Here is a 14,121-nt window from a genome sequence, read left to right as displayed (position 1 = left end):
AGGACCGGATCGGAGTGAGCATATGACCGAATTCAACCAACCCATCGGCGGCAACGATCTGGCGCGGTTTTCAGGGCCGAATACGTTCATGCGTCTGCCGCAGGCCTCCTCGCTACACGGTCTGGATGTGGCGGTGTTGGGCATTCCGATGGATATCGGGACCTCATGGCGGTCGGGCACGCGGTTCGGGCCCAAGCAAATCCGCAGCGAAAGCGCGATGATCCGGCCTTATAACATGGCGAATGGTGCGGCTCCGTTCGACAATCTGCAGATCGCCGATATCGGGGATCTGGCGATCAACACGTTCTCACTGGGCGACAGTCTGAACATCATCAAGGACAGCTATGATGGCATTCTGGCGCAGGGCGTGATCCCGGTGGCGATGGGCGGGGATCATTCGATCACCTTGCCGATCCTGCGGGCGATGGCAGAGAAACACGGACCGGTGGCCTTGGTGCATGTGGATGCCCATGCGGACGTGAATGACGAGATGTTCGGCGAGAAGGAAACCCACGGCACCGTCGTGCGTCGCGCCTACGAAGAGGGGCTGATCGTCCCTGACAAGACCTTCCAGATCGGTATCCGCGGCTCGGGCTATGCCGCCAGGGACTTTGCCGAGGCGCAGGGCTGGGGGTTTCAGCAATTTCCGGCTTGGGCGTTATGGCAGCAGAACCTGACCGAAATCGGAACACGTATTCGCAAGATGGTGGACGATCACCCGGTCTATATCACCTATGACATCGACAGCCTTGATCCGGCCTATGCGCCGGGAACCGGAACGCCCGAGATTGCAGGCCTGACCACCCCACAAGCACTGCAACTGATCCACGCATTTCAGGGTCTGAAAGTGGTGGGCTGCGATCTGGTCGAGGTCTCTCCACCCTATGATCCGTCGGGCAATACAGCGTTGACTGCTGCAAATCTGTTGTTCGAGATGCTATGCATCCTACCCGGCGTGACGTCGCGATAGGGGTGCAGGGCCACCATCGAAGCGGGTAGGTTGGGCTAAGAGGGGTTGAATAGGCTGATGAAGATGATGCTTTGGCTGGTGATCGCGGTGGGCGTGGCGGTGGGGGCGTATATCCGTCTGGCCCCGTCAGACCCTGCCCATTGGCATATTGCGCCCGAGGGCGCGGACCGTGATCTGAATGGCGGTGTCGTTCGGGTCGTCGAGACCGGTCCGGACGGGTTGGCGCGTCTGGATGCCATTGCCCGCGCGACCCCGCGCACCCGAGTTCTGGCCGGTGCGGTCGATGAAGGGATGATCACCTATATCACCCGCACCAAGGTGTTCGGATTTCCCGACTACACCACCGTTCAACAGGATGGCGACACGTTGCGGATCTATGCGCGCCTAAGATTTGGCCGGAAGGATTTCGGCGTCAATCGGGACCGGGTCACCGCTTGGCTTGCTCTGCTGCAGTCCTGAGGACAGGCACCCCTCCTGCACCTCGCGCCACATGGGGACGTTCAGCGACATCTGGCATTGAGCGGTGAACATGCGACCGTCGACCTGCAGGCAGATCAACTCTCCCAACTCGATGCGTGACCCTGATGTGTCGGTGCAATAGCAGTCGCGGACTTTACCATCCGGGCCGACGTAGTCCGCCAGCGCTGGTGTCGAACAGAGGGTGAGGACCAGGATTAGACGTTTCATACGCCAAACCTAGCACAAGGCAGGGCCTTGACCAACGCCCCCGGATGAGAGACACCGCGCGGATGATCCCCGAAGAACGCCTTGAACAGATCACACAGCGATTCCAGTACCTCGAAGCGGCCATGGCCGATGGGGCTTCGGGCGGGGATATTGCGGCTTTGGCCAAGGAATACTCTGACCTCAAACCCGTGGTCGATCAGATCATGGGCTGGCGTCAATTGGTGGCCGATCTCGCCGAGGCCAATGCGATGCTGTCCGATCCGGACATGAAAGAGCTGGCCGAAGAGGAAATCCCCGACTTGCAGGCCCGCATCCCCGAGGCCGAACACGCCCTGCAACTGGCGCTGTTGCCCAAGGATGCTGCGGATGCGCGCCCGGCGATGCTGGAAATCCGGCCCGGTACAGGTGGCGATGAGGCCGCGCTGTTCGCCGGAGATCTGCTGCGGATGTATCAGCGATACGCTGAGGCGCGGGGCTGGCGGTTTGAGATCATCGAGGAGCAGGCATCCGACCTGGGCGGGGTCAAAGAGGTCGTGGCCCATATCAAGGGTGACAACGTTTTTGCACGGATGAAATACGAGTCAGGTGTCCACAGGGTGCAGCGGGTGCCTGAGACCGAAAGCGGCGGGCGGATTCATACTTCAGCGGCGACGGTGGCGGTGCTGCCCGAGGCCGAAGATGTGGATATCCAGATCGACGCCAATGACATTCGCATCGATACGATGCGCAGCTCGGGCGCGGGCGGGCAGCATGTGAACACCACGGACTCGGCGGTGCGGATCACGCACCTGCCCAGCGGGATCGTGGTGACCAGTTCCGAGAAATCGCAACATCGCAACCGTGAGATTGCGATGCAGGTGCTGAAGACCCGTCTGTACGATCTGGAACGGCAGCGGATCGACAGTGAGCGGTCTGCGGACCGGGCCAGCCAAGTGGGCTCGGGCGATCGGTCGGAACGGATCAGGACCTATAACTTCCCGCAAGGGCGGATGACGGACCACCGCATCAATCTGACGCTGTATAAGCTGGATCAGGTGATGCAGGGCGATCTGGATGAGGTGATCGACGCGCTGACCGCCGATGATCAGGCGCGGCTGCTGGCGGAGATGGCGCAATGATCGCGGCACTGACAGCAGCACAGGCCATGGTCGCGGCCACCGCCCGATTGCGGGCGGCAGGTGTACCTGACCCGGCACGGGATGCGCGGGTTTTACTGGCTCATGCGGCGCGAATCGAAGCCAGCCGGGTCACGCTGATTGCGCCCGAAGAACTGCCCGTTGATATCGCGGAACGTTATGATCAGCTGATCTCGCTGCGTGCCATTCGGGTGCCGGTGTCGCATCTGCTGGGCGAGCGTGAATTCTATGGTCGCCGGTTCCGCGTCAGTCGCGACGTGCTGGACCCGCGCCCTGAGACCGAAGCTTTGATAGAGGCCGCGCTGAGCGAGCCATTCGACCATGTGCTGGATCTGGGCGTTGGCTCGGGCTGCATCCTGATCACGCTGCTGGCTGAGCGTGCCAGCGCCTCGGGACTTGGGGTGGATTTGAGTGAATCTGCCTGCCTGCAGGCCAGCGCTAACGCGGTGCAGCATCAAGTGCAGGCGCGCGCCGAGATTCTCCAATCAGATTGGTTTGAGAACATTGATGGTAAATTTGATCTGATTGTTTCCAATCCGCCCTATATCTCGGCCGAAGAGATGCAGGATTTGTCGCCCGAAGTGCGCGAGCACGAGCCGCGCATGGCCCTGACTGATGAAGGTGATGGGCTGGGTGCGTATCGCAGGATCGCCGCTGCGGCTCCGGATTTCCTTATGCCGGGCGGGCGGTTGCTGGTCGAAATCGGGCCAACGCAGGGGGCGTATGTTGCTGCTTTGTTTGATGCGGCAGGATTGGTAGAGACACGGTTGATCCCGGATCTGGATGGGCGGGACCGCGTTGTGGGCGCCAGAATGCCGCAGTAAAAGCCTGCCTGAGGCTGAAATGCGCCGATTGATGTAAAAAAGCTGCGAAATATCAGACAAAGCTCTTGTCTGGACGCGCAGGACGTGTTTACTCAAGACTAGTCTGCGAGGTTGACGCTGTTTCAGCGCACCCCTGACGCCAAGCCCAAAAAGTCGATGACGCGTAACGGCACAAAGCCACTGAGCAGCGTTAGATACGGGTTGATCGACAGTGAATTGATAAGGCTGACGTAAAGTAAGATGAGATCTTCCAAATCCCGTTCGCGGGCCAAGAACAACCGCAATCGTCCTTCTGGCGGCAACGTCGTTAACCGAGTTTTTGACAGCTCGGGTCCCGAGGGCAAGGTGCGTGGCACGCCGCAGCAGATCATTGATAAGTATAACCAGTTGGCGCGCGATGCTCAGCTGTCGAATGACCGCGTGGCTGCCGAGAATTTTCAGCAGCATGCCGAGCATTACCTGCGTTTGCTGGGTGAAGCTCAGCGCGAGATGGAGGCCCGCCGCGAGGAGCAGGAGCGCCAGAACCGCGAACGCCAGGCTGAACGCGACCGTGAGCGCGCCGAGCGTCAGGAACGCGAAGCGGCCCGTCAGGCTGACCCGGCCGAGGCCCCGCAGCCTGATGTAATGGATTTTGGCGCGCCGGAGGCCACCCCCGAAAGCGGGTTGGTCGAAACGCCCGAGAACAAAGGCGCAGAGGCGCCGGAGAAGAAGGAAAAGCCCGCACGCAAGCCCCGTGCGCGCAAGCCGAAACCCGCGCCAGTGGAAGAGGCCGCGCCCAAGACGGACGGCGATGCACCCGAAGCGGCTGAGTAAGCCCAGACATAGAAGATACAAAGCCCCGAGGTTTCGACCCGGGGCTTTTTTCTTATCAGGATTTTTGAACCGCGCGTGCCAGTGCGCAGAACGCCTCGAGCGGAACTTGTTCGGCGCGTTCGGTGGGCTGGATGCCAGCCGATAGAAGGCGATCCTCGATATCTGGCGCAACGCCCCTGAGCGACGCGCGCAGCATCTTGCGGCGCTGGTTGAAGGCGGCGGCAACCACACGGGACAGCGTTGCGGCATCGGCTGCATAGCGCGGTTCGGGCAGGGCAGTCAGGTGGACGACGGCGCTCGAGACTTTGGGCGGTGGTGTGAAGGCCCCGGGAGGCAGGGACATGGCGATGCGCGCCTCGGCCCGCCATTGGGCGAGGATGGCGAGGCGGCCATAGGCCTTGCTGCCGGGCTGGGCCACGATACGTTCGGCCACTTCGCGTTGGAACATAAGCGTCAGGCTTTGCCAGAAGGGCGGCCATTCCGGTGGGGTAAGCCAACGCACCAGAAGCTCGGTCCCGACATTGTAGGGCAGGTTGGCGGCCACACGGATGGGCGGGGTCAGATGCGCCAGCGGATCAATTTCCAGCGCATCGCCGTTGATGACCTCAAGCTGACCGGGATAGGCGGCAGCGATATCGTTCAGGGCAGCAATACAGCGGGCGTCTTTTTCCACCGCGACCACCTTGCGAGCGCCTTCGGACAAGAGCCCTCGGGTCAGACCACCCGGGCCGGGGCCGATTTCCAGGACGTCGCATTGGCTGAGGTCTCCGGCCTGGCGCGCGATTTTGGCGGTCAGGTTGAGGTCCAGCAGAAAGTTCTGGCCCAGCGATTTGCGGGCCGAGAGCTGATGGGTGGCGATGACCTCGCGCAGCGGGGGTAGGGTGTCGATGGCGCTCATGTCTTACCGTTGCGCGGGGTGGTGTCGGAGGGCCAGATTTTTTTGCCTCCGGCGGGGATATTTTTGGCCAGATGAAGCATTAGCGGGATCGGGCCACCGTCTGTGCGAGCCGCAGCGCCTCGATCAGGCTTGTGGGAGTGGCGATGCCCTTGCCTGCGATGTCCAGCGCGGTGCCGTGATCCGGCGAAGTTCGGATGAAGGGCAAGCCCAGCGTCACGTTCACGCCTTTGTCGAAATCCAGCGTCTTGATCGGGATCAGCGCCTGATCATGATACATACAAACGGCGGCATCATAGCGCGCGCGCTGCGGCGTGAAACAGGGTATCGGCTGGGTGTGGACCGGTGATCGTCACCCAATCGGTACTGAGATCGTTCAGAAGGGGGGCGATCCAGTCGATCTCTTCCATGCCCATTTTGCCGCCTTCGCCAGCGTGCGGGTTCAGGCCGGCGACGGCAATTTTTGGGTGGGTGATGCCAAATTGGGTGCGCAGGCTGTTGCCTGTGATTTGTATTGTCTCGCGCAGCAGGTCGGGCGTCAGCGCAGCGGGGACATCCGACAGGGGCATATGGATCGTGGTGGGAACGACGCGCAGCTGCGCGCTGGCCAGCATCATGACAGCGCGTTTGCTGCCGGCGCGTGCCGCAAGAAACTCGGTATGACCGGGATAGGCAAAACCTGCCCCGTCGATCAAAGCCTTTTTGTTGATCGGAGCGGTGCAAAGCGCTGAGGCATGGCCAGTCCGGATCAAATCCAGGCCACGATCAATCGCTGCGATTACAGAGGACGCGTTCGCAGGATCGGGATGGCCGGGCCGGTTTGGCGCGGGAAAGTCCAGTTGCAATACCGGCAGAGCCGAAGCGCTGATGCCATGCGCCTGAGCAGTGTCGCTGATCTGCCGGACCGGCGTACCTGCGGGCAGGTGCTGTGCATCACCAATATAGATGAAAGGACAATCGCCGCGCAGCGAATCCCAGGCTTTGGCGGCAATCTCGGGGCCGATACCGGCGGGTTCCCCGCAGCTGAGCGCGATGGGGGGCGTCATTGTTCGATAATGACGGCGTCTGCCCGGAGTTGTTCAAGAAGGCTGTCGGCGAAGGCCTGAAGGCGTTGCTGGGTCAAGGCGTTGGCCACATCCGTGCGGGTGGTCTGCTCACCCAGATCGCGGGTGCGGCTGCACAGCATCAGGAACACCAGCGTCTGACCGTTGTTGCGGGTCAGCGTGGTCGACACTTCGTTCGCGTCCAGTTTTGCCAGCTCCAGCGCGATATCACGCGGGATCTCGGAAGGGCTGGCGGTGACGCGGTCCAGCACCTCGGCGGGCTGATCCTTGGCAAGCCCATAAAGGTCGTCGCAGGTGTCGATTTCTTCCCGTAAACGCGCCGCGTTGGCCAGTGTATCGGCGCTGCGGCCGCCTGCCAGAAAATAGGTGGCATAGTCGATCTCGGAATAGCTTGGTGCACCTGTGGCGACCTCGCGGATACCGCGCATCTGGAACAACGCAATTGCGTTGTTGAGAGACAGCGGCTGGGTGACGTCGCCATTTCTTAGGCTCAGGATCACCGGTTGCAAGGCGGGTGGCAAATCGTTGAGGGTCAACCAATCGAGTTGTCCACCGTTTTCGCGCGTGACCGCTGCAGAATACTGCGTGGCAGCGGCAGAAAAGCTTTCCTGATCCGAGAGATTGGCGATTTCATCCGCCAGAGCTTCGGCCTGCGCCACCGTTTGGGGGGTTACGGGGATGATGATCTCGGATAGCAGCACCTGCAGACCGCCACCGCCGCCCTGACCAAGGGCACGATCAATCTCGTCGTCGGACGGGCGGGCCTGTGACAGAAAACGCGCGCTGACGAAGTCGCGCCACGACAGTTGATCGGCGATAAAATCACGCACGGTTTCGCGCGACACGCCGGCCTCGCCGAGCAGTCGAAGGAAATCATCACTGCTGAGGTTGCCGCGGGCGGCGAAGTCGTCAATGCCGGCCTGGATGTCTTCTGGTGCGACTTGAATTCCTGCATCCCGCATCGCCTGTTTACGCAGGCGATCTTCGATTAGCGCCTCGCGCACTTCGGCTTCAGAGCTGTTTGGTGCACCCAGAAGCTCAAGAAACTGCTGGCGCTGCTGTAGCTCATACCATGTCACGATGTCCTGGTTCACCCGGATCGCGGGCGAGAACAGGCTTTGACTGAAGGCCTGTGGCGCAGTCAGACCGAACACGGCAACAGCGAAGAGGGCGGCGCGCCAGCCCGAACGGAGGATTGTGGTGAAACCTGAGATCAGCTGCATCTTTTCCTGAACTTCTTCCCATCGCCTTCGACAGAGTAGCCTGTCAGGGCTACCGTAAAGCCGAATTCGGTCGAAGGCTCAATACTTGATGTCGAGGTAAAGCGTCTGTTGACGGTCATATTAACCTGCACACATTCGTTACTGTAGGTCAGCCCGAAACCCAGCCGGAGCGGTTCGGATTCTGCGAAATCGTATCGCGCGCTTGCGCGTGTCAGCCAGTTTTGGTCGATCCGATAGCGCCCCGCAACCCTCAGTTCAGAGATTTCATCATTGTTGAGTTCGGCCGGATCGGGTTCAAGCCAGACATATCCTGCGCTCAGCAATGTATCATCCTGCGCCCACGCGGCGCGCAGCTCGGCCTTGGTGAAGCTGAAATCGCTGTTAAAAAGCCCGCGCGCCGCAAGCGTCAGGCCCTTTCCATTGTCGAGTTGACCGGCCAGCAGAAGGTCAGACTTTGTACCCTGCAGCCCCGAGGTCAAAGTGAAATCTTCGTCGGCGTCGGCGCGAAAGACCTGCCCGACGGTTGCCAGGGCCTTCCATCCACCTGTCGCGAACCGCGCCCAGTTCACGCCGACAACGGCCGCTACCCCGTCTTCGCGCCGATCTTCCGCCGGAAAGCGTGACAGCGACAGCAAGTTACCCTGATCGAACTCCTGAAAGGTGCTTTCGTCATTGGGCACATCGGTGTCCGAGACATGGGTCCAGCCCACCTGCGCGATCGGTTCCAGAAACTGGGTCGCTCCGGTTTGTTCCTGGCGCAGCATGGGATAGCGCAGGGTGAATGCCGCACGCGGGGTGGCGCGGGTTACGTCGTTGGGGAAGCTGCTGTCATTGCGGATGTTGAACGCATCCACAGCCGCGCCCAGCCGCGCCTCTGCGCGCACGCCCGTCGTAAAGGTCCAACTGCGTAACCATTCGGCATCGAGCGTTGCGCGGGCCACGTCGCGTCCGATGATATCCGCATCGCTGGTCCGGGTATGCGTGTGACCGATGACGCCCAGTGCGATTTCGCCGCCGATGGCCCGTGGGAAAAAGCGCTTGTTGTAGTTGATGTCAAAAACGCGTGACGGAATTTCGTCCTGTTCTTCACTGTCGCGCAGCGTTTCATAGTGGATGAAGCTGGTTCTGAAGGCGGTATCCCGCTTGATCCGCTCTAACGCGATTTCGCTGCGCAGACGGTCGAAATCGGGCAGGCCGTAATCGGCCAGATAGGCATCATCCGAGGTGGTCTTGATGTCGAATGTCAGGCGGTAGTCGTTGCGCAGATTGAACCCGCCATCCGCGAAGAAGTAACCGCGATCCTGATCGGGTTGAATGTCGTCGCGGGTATACGCGCCACGCAGTCGGATCCGGCCGTTCTTGAACGCTTGCCGATAGCGCAGGTCAAGCGTGCGGGTTTTGGGCGATATGTACGGCGTGACGGTAAGGTCCCGATGATCGCCAAGCTTGAAGAAATAAGGGACCTGCAGCCCGGTGCCCAACTGCGAGGTGGTGCGAATGGATGGCACCAGAAAGCCTGTGGCGCGGTCGAGCGTCGGATCGGGCAGTCGAAGATAGGGGAAGTAGAATACCGGGACATCCAGCAACCGGAACTGTGCGCCCTCGAAGTACAGTTGGCGCTCAAGCTGATCATGGGTCACCTTGCGGGCGCGAATTTGCCAAAGCGGTGGCTTGCCGTTGGCACAGACGTGACACGAGGTTGCGGCCACCTTGCTGAACTGGGTGTAACGTCCTCCGGCGCGGGCGGCCTCGACCGAGGCGATTTGCACCTGCTGGTCAAACACCATCCGCGCACCGGTCAGCAAGCCATTCTGGATACCGCTATCCAGTTGTGCGGAATCGGCCAGCAGGGTGGACTGCCCGCCCTGATCGATACGGATTGGTCCGGTCAGCGTCAGCTCACCGGTTTCGCGGTCATATATCACGCTCTGCGCAGTCAGCTTCACATCGCCCTGAAACGCCTCGACATTGCCTTCGGCGATGAGTTTCCGGTCAGGGGTAATAAAGATCTTGTCAGCCACCAGCAGCGCAGGTTGGTTTTGTTCGACAGTGCTGGTCGCCGGGGGCGCGTCGCTGGATTGCGCACTGGTGGCAACAGGTAGCGTCAGGATCAGGACACTCGACAGCAAAGCAGGAAGAACAGCGCGCATCATCCGTCCTCCGCATGCAGTAGCAGGCCGAGAGATAACAATATGCCCGCGAACGGAGGTGCCCAGGCGGCGACAAGGATTGGCAATTGCCCGTTCTCGCCGAGAATCTGCGCGAAGTTGCGGATGAAATAGATTCCAAAGCCCAAAAGCACGGCTGTCAGCACTGCAACACCCGTGCCGCCGAAGCGCACATGGCGCATCGTGAATGCCGCGCCGATCAGCACCATCGAGACCAGAAACAGCGGGCGGGCCAACTGCACCTGCAGCCAGACCTCGTATTGCTTGGTGGAAAATCCGGCCTCGCGCAGGTCTCGAATCAACTGTGGCAGGTCATAGACCGATACGGAATCCTGTTGTCCCAGCGTGTCCAGAATGCGGTCGCGGGTCAGCGTGGTGGGCAGGTTCAGAAGATCATGACTGACAGCGTTGGTTTCGGGGTTCCGATCGTCTTCGAGCGTCCAGATTTTTGCGTCATGCAGCACCCAGTGCCCGTTGTTCAACTCTGCCTGACGGGCGGCAATCTGCTCGGTTGGCTTGCCGTCCCCCGAAAACGTCGTGATTGTCACGTCGCGCAGCGCCAGCCTGTCGCCATTCACGGTGCCAAGCGCATGGATCACCGATTGGCCGTTGGCCGAGCCCTGACGCAGCCACAGCCCGTCACGGCTGATCGAAAGGGCAGAGCTGCCATCGTTACGAAAGTCGTCTGACAGGCGTTGGTAGGCCTCAGACGTGGCGGCGGCGATCGGGTTCAGCAATGCAACCGCCAGCGTCCCGATGCCCAGCGCCAGCAGGACCGGTGCCAGCAGCGCCCGGATGCCCGAGCGCCCGATGGCGCGGGTCACGACCAGTTCCGAACTGCGCGCCAGGCCGACGAACAGGGCAATCGTTGCGAGGATCATCAGCAGGGGCAGCATTTCGCTGATGGCGGTCGGCGTATTCAGCAGGGTCAGCCGCAGCAGTTGGGCGAACGACAGGCCAACACCGTCGAAACGGCGGACCTGCTCGATCAGGTCGATGAGGATCATCAGGGTCAAAAAGATTCCGCCGATGACCAGAAAGCTCTGGATAAAGCGGCGGGCAAAGTAACGGTCAAGAATCATGCAGGCATCTCTGCCCGATCACGGTGCAGGGGAATCGCAGTCGAGCATGTGATTGTGCGCGCCGGCCTGTGCCTGCCGATTGGTGTCACGTTCTCTCCCCCGAGCCTGCCGTTCTTTTCGCGCGACCATAATGCAAATGCAGGCCGGGGAAAACTGCTATCTGGTCAACTGCGACCGCGCGGGCTAGGTCTGGGGCAACGTATATTTCAGGAGAATGATATGAGCAGTCTGGTGCCGGTCCGTTTTACACCCGTTGATCTGGATGCGATGGCCACGGCCAAGGGGCGCGTGGCGATCATCATCCCAGACGATGGCAAGATGAGCCCCGCCGCACGCCGGGCCAACCGCCTGACCAAAGGTGCCGTAGCGCGGCTGGTGGACAGTGAGCGGTTTGGCAAGGCCAAATCCGGCGATGTGATCTCGTTGGCGTGGCCCGCAGGGATGGAGGCCGACGCGCTGGACGTGCTTGTCCTGCCGCGCCGCCCCGACCATGACGAGGCGCGCAAAGCCGGGGCCAAGTTGATGAAACTGGCAGGCAACAAATCCGTTCTGGTGGTGGCAGCCAATCAGGTGCGCATCGAGGATTTGGTGATGGGTATGGTGCTGCGCGCCTATGATTTTGATGCACACAAGACCAAGGAATCGACCCCCGCCGGAGAGATCGTGATCGCCCATGGCAAACCCGACGAGGCCGAGGCTGCCTTTGCACCGCTTTATGCCGTGGCAGATGGTGTGCGCATGACACGCGATCTGACCAATGAGCCTGCGAATGTGCTGACCACCACCGAATTCGCAGATCGTCTGGCCGAGATGGAATCGCTGGGCCTGAAGGTCGAGGTGCTGGAAGAGGACAAACTGGCCGAGCTTGGAATGCGCACACTGCTGAGTGTCGGGCAAGGGTCGGTCAGCCCGTCCAAAGTTGTGGTGATGCAGTGGAATGGCGGCGACGCCGATGACTCTCCGCTTGCGCTGGTTGGTAAGGGCGTTGTCTTCGATACCGGCGGGATTTCGTTGAAGCCTGCGGGCGGCATGGAAGACATGACCATGGATATGGGCGGCGCAGGCGTTGTCGCGGGCACGATGCGGGCACTGGCCAAGCGCAAGGCCAAGGCCAACGTCGTGGGTCTGGTGGGGCTGGTCGAGAACATGCCCTCGGGCAACGCCACACGTCCGGGCGATGTGGTCAAGTCGATGAAGGGCGATACGGTCGAGATCATCAACACCGATGCCGAGGGCCGTTTGGTTCTGTGTGACGTGATGTGGTACGCGCAGGATCGGTTCAAACCGGTGGGCATGATTGATCTGGCCACCCTGACTGGGGCGATCATCATTGGTTTGGGGCACGAGAATGCCGGTGTATTCTCGAACAATGACACGTTCTGTGATGCGTTCCTGAAATCGGCCCAGGCCGAGGATGAGGGCGCGTGGCGGATGCCTTTGGGTGCGAAGTATGACGAGCTGCTGAAATCGCGCATTGCCGATATGAAGAATGTCGGCGGTCGCGCGGCGGGTTCGATCACCGCAGCCCAGTTCCTGCAGCGCTTTGTCAAGGAAGAGACGCCTTGGATTCACCTCGATATCGCGGGTGTCGCCTCGGTCTCGTCCGAGACGCCTTATGCCCCCAAGGGGGCCACAGGCTGGGGCGTGCGCGCGCTGAGCCGGTTCGTACAGGACAATTTCGAGACGGCGGAAGACTAACCCGTGGGAGCCGTCTATTTCTATCACCTGACCCGTCAGCCGCTAGAGCACACCTTGCCGGTGCTGCTGGACAAGGCGCGGCAGGCCGGGTGGCGGATTGCCGTGCGGGGTGTTGATCCCGCGCGGATGGACTGGCTGGATGAAAAGCTGTGGCTGGGACCGGAAGAGGGGTTCCTGCCACATGGCCGCGCCGGTGGGCCGCACGATGCCGCGCAGCCCATTTTGCTGACCACCGGGCCGGAGGCCGCCAATGATGCGATTTGCGTGATGGCCGTGGATGGCGCAACGGTCGAGGCCGAAGAGGTCACGGCGCTGGAGCGGGTGTGTATCCTGTTCGACGGGAATGATCCGGACGCCGTTCAGCAGGCGCGTGGGCAGTGGAAGGCGCTGACCGGCGCGGGGTGTTCGGCGCAATATTGGTCAGAAGAATCAGGGCGTTGGGAAAAGAAGGCCGAGGCTTGATCGGCCGTATTTATTCAGGAGATTTCAGATGAAGATGAAGCCTTTGGGCCGCACGGAAATTATGGTGTCCGATCTGTGTCTGGGCACGATGACCTTTGGTACCCAGACCTCGGAAGGCGATGCGCATCGCCAGATGGACATGGCGCTCTCGGCTGGGATCAATTTTGTGGACGCCGCAGAAATGTATCCCGTCAATCCGATCTCGGCTGAAACCGTTGGCCGGACCGAAGAGATTCTGGGCAATTGGAATGCCGCCAACCGGGCGCGACGGGGGGACTATGTGCTGGCCACCAAACACTCGGGTGCGGGGTTCATGCATGCGCGCCGGGGCGCTCCGATCTCGAAAGAGACTATCCCCGAAGCGATCGAAGGTTCGCTGCGCCGGTTGCAGACCGATTGCATCGATTTGTACCAGTTTCACTGGCCCAATCGCGGCAGCTATATGTTCCGGCAGAACTGGGATTTTGCGCCCTCGGGTGAGAATCGTGACGCGGTCATAGCCGAGATGGAAGACTGCCTCGTGGCGCTGCAGGCGCAGGTGGACAAGGGCAATATCCGCGCTTTTGGTCTGTCTAATGAAAGTGCATGGGGCACGGCGCAATGGCTGCGGGCCTCGGACGCGGTCGGAGGCCCTCGGGTTGCGTCGATCCAGAACGAATACTCGCTGCTGTGCCGGTTGTTCGACACCGATCTGGCCGAGCTGTGCATGTTTGAAGATGTTGGACTGCTGGCGTTTTCGCCGCTGGCAGCGGGTTTTCTAACCGGAAAGTATCAGGACGCAGCGGTGCCGGACGGGTCGCGGATGTCTCTGGTTCCGGAAATGGGTGGGCGCAAGTCGGATCGGGTGTTCGATGCGGTCGCGGCGTATCTGGAAATTGCGGCGCGGCATGGGCTGGACCCGGTGCACATGGCGCTGGCGTGGTGTCAGAGCCGGGCGTTCATGGGGTCGGTGATTTTTGGTGCGACGACGCTGGCGCAGTTGGAGCATGTGCTGGCGGGCAAGGATCTGGTTTTGCCGTCTGAGGTGATGGATGAGATCAGCGCGGCGCATCGGGCGTTTCCGATGCCTTACTGAGGGGGCTCTGCCCCGCCGCCCTTC

13 protein-coding genes and 1 pseudogene are annotated in these 14,121 nt (G+C 61.1%); 8 read left to right on the top strand and 6 right to left on the bottom strand.

The features are described from left to right. Nucleotides 1–22 precede the first annotated feature (22 nt). Nucleotides 23–970 (top strand): agmatinase, encoded by a 948-nt coding sequence (gene speB / locus ACR3EN_RS16065; RefSeq protein WP_480819764.1) that lies wholly within the window; start codon nucleotides 23–25, stop codon nucleotides 968–970. A 57-nt stretch (nucleotides 971–1,027) separates the two neighbouring features. After that, the gene (locus tag ACR3EN_RS16060; protein WP_480819765.1) at nucleotides 1,028–1,429 is read left to right on the top strand and encodes a DUF1499 domain-containing protein; all 402 of its coding nucleotides are present in this window, start codon (nucleotides 1,028–1,030) and stop codon (nucleotides 1,427–1,429) included. Here the strand turns inward: ACR3EN_RS16060 and ACR3EN_RS16055 are convergent. Further along, a complete protein-coding gene (locus tag ACR3EN_RS16055; RefSeq protein WP_480819766.1) occupies nucleotides 1,355–1,657 on the bottom strand; it encodes a hypothetical protein in 303 nt (100 codons plus the stop codon). The two genes, ACR3EN_RS16060 and ACR3EN_RS16055, sit on opposite strands and share 75 nt — an antisense overlap. 62 nt (nucleotides 1,658–1,719) lie before the next feature. On the opposite strand from ACR3EN_RS16055, the gene prfA reads away from it, so the two are divergent. From prfA to ACR3EN_RS16040, 3 genes are all read left to right on the top strand, one after another. Continuing rightward, nucleotides 1,720–2,775 (top strand): peptide chain release factor 1, encoded by a 1,056-nt coding sequence (prfA, locus tag ACR3EN_RS16050; protein ID WP_480820076.1) that lies wholly within the window; start codon nucleotides 1,720–1,722, stop codon nucleotides 2,773–2,775. Continuing rightward, the gene (gene prmC, locus ACR3EN_RS16045) at nucleotides 2,772–3,617 is read left to right on the top strand and encodes a peptide chain release factor N(5)-glutamine methyltransferase (RefSeq protein ID WP_480819767.1); all 846 of its coding nucleotides are present in this window, start codon (nucleotides 2,772–2,774) and stop codon (nucleotides 3,615–3,617) included. The genes prfA and prmC overlap by 4 nt, the downstream gene beginning before the upstream one ends. 240 nt (nucleotides 3,618–3,857) lie before the next feature. Further along, nucleotides 3,858–4,430, top strand: coding sequence for a DUF4167 domain-containing protein (locus tag ACR3EN_RS16040; protein ID WP_480819768.1), 573 nt, complete (start codon nucleotides 3,858–3,860; stop codon nucleotides 4,428–4,430). Between the two features lie 55 nt (nucleotides 4,431–4,485). Here ACR3EN_RS16040 and rsmA read toward each other — a convergent pair whose 3' ends face one another. The 5 genes and pseudogenes from rsmA to lptG all read right to left on the bottom strand — a co-directional run bounded on the left by rsmA (nucleotide 4,486) and on the right by lptG (nucleotide 10,862). Continuing rightward, entirely contained in the window at nucleotides 4,486–5,328 is an 843-nt protein-coding gene (gene rsmA, locus ACR3EN_RS16035; protein ID WP_480819769.1) for a 16S rRNA (adenine(1518)-N(6)/adenine(1519)-N(6))-dimethyltransferase RsmA, read from the bottom strand. Between the two features lie 79 nt (nucleotides 5,329–5,407). Beyond that, nucleotides 5,408–6,371 (bottom strand): annotated as a pseudogene (pdxA, locus tag ACR3EN_RS16030) (4-hydroxythreonine-4-phosphate dehydrogenase PdxA). Further along, the gene (locus ACR3EN_RS16025; protein WP_480819771.1) at nucleotides 6,368–7,612 is read right to left on the bottom strand and encodes a peptidylprolyl isomerase; all 1,245 of its coding nucleotides are present in this window, start codon (nucleotides 7,610–7,612) and stop codon (nucleotides 6,368–6,370) included. Before ACR3EN_RS16025 ends, pdxA begins: the two are co-directional and overlap by 4 nt. Continuing rightward, nucleotides 7,603–9,762 carry an LPS-assembly protein LptD gene (locus ACR3EN_RS16020; protein ID WP_480819773.1) on the bottom strand — a complete coding sequence of 720 codons (2,160 nt, stop codon included), beginning with the start codon at nucleotides 9,760–9,762 and terminating at the stop codon, nucleotides 7,603–7,605. Before ACR3EN_RS16020 ends, ACR3EN_RS16025 begins: the two co-directional genes overlap by 10 nt. Next, entirely contained in the window at nucleotides 9,762–10,862 is a 1,101-nt protein-coding gene (lptG, locus tag ACR3EN_RS16015) for an LPS export ABC transporter permease LptG (RefSeq protein ID WP_480819775.1), read from the bottom strand. The genes ACR3EN_RS16020 and lptG overlap by 1 nt, the downstream gene beginning before the upstream one ends. A 219-nt stretch (nucleotides 10,863–11,081) precedes the next feature. Here lptG and ACR3EN_RS16010 point away from each other — a divergent pair, with 219 nt between their 5' ends. The 3 genes from ACR3EN_RS16010 to ACR3EN_RS16000 are packed head-to-tail and all read left to right on the top strand — an operon-like array spanning nucleotide 11,082 to nucleotide 14,097. Then, nucleotides 11,082–12,560, top strand: coding sequence for a leucyl aminopeptidase (locus ACR3EN_RS16010; protein ID WP_480819777.1), 1,479 nt, complete (start codon nucleotides 11,082–11,084; stop codon nucleotides 12,558–12,560). Nucleotides 12,561–12,563: 3 nt separating this feature from the next. Next, nucleotides 12,564–13,022, top strand: coding sequence for a DNA polymerase III subunit chi (locus tag ACR3EN_RS16005; RefSeq protein ID WP_480819779.1), 459 nt, complete (start codon nucleotides 12,564–12,566; stop codon nucleotides 13,020–13,022). Nucleotides 13,023–13,050: 28 nt separating this feature from the next. After that, on the top strand, nucleotides 13,051–14,097 hold the full coding sequence (locus ACR3EN_RS16000) for an aldo/keto reductase (RefSeq protein ID WP_480819782.1): 1,047 nt from the start codon (nucleotides 13,051–13,053) through the stop codon (nucleotides 14,095–14,097). Nucleotides 14,098–14,121: the final 24 nt, after the last annotated feature.

The organism is Ruegeria sp. G7, assembly GCF_056535465.1.
The sequence above is the reverse complement of the archived record's forward strand: the minus strand, read 5'-3'. Positions and strand labels throughout refer to the sequence as shown.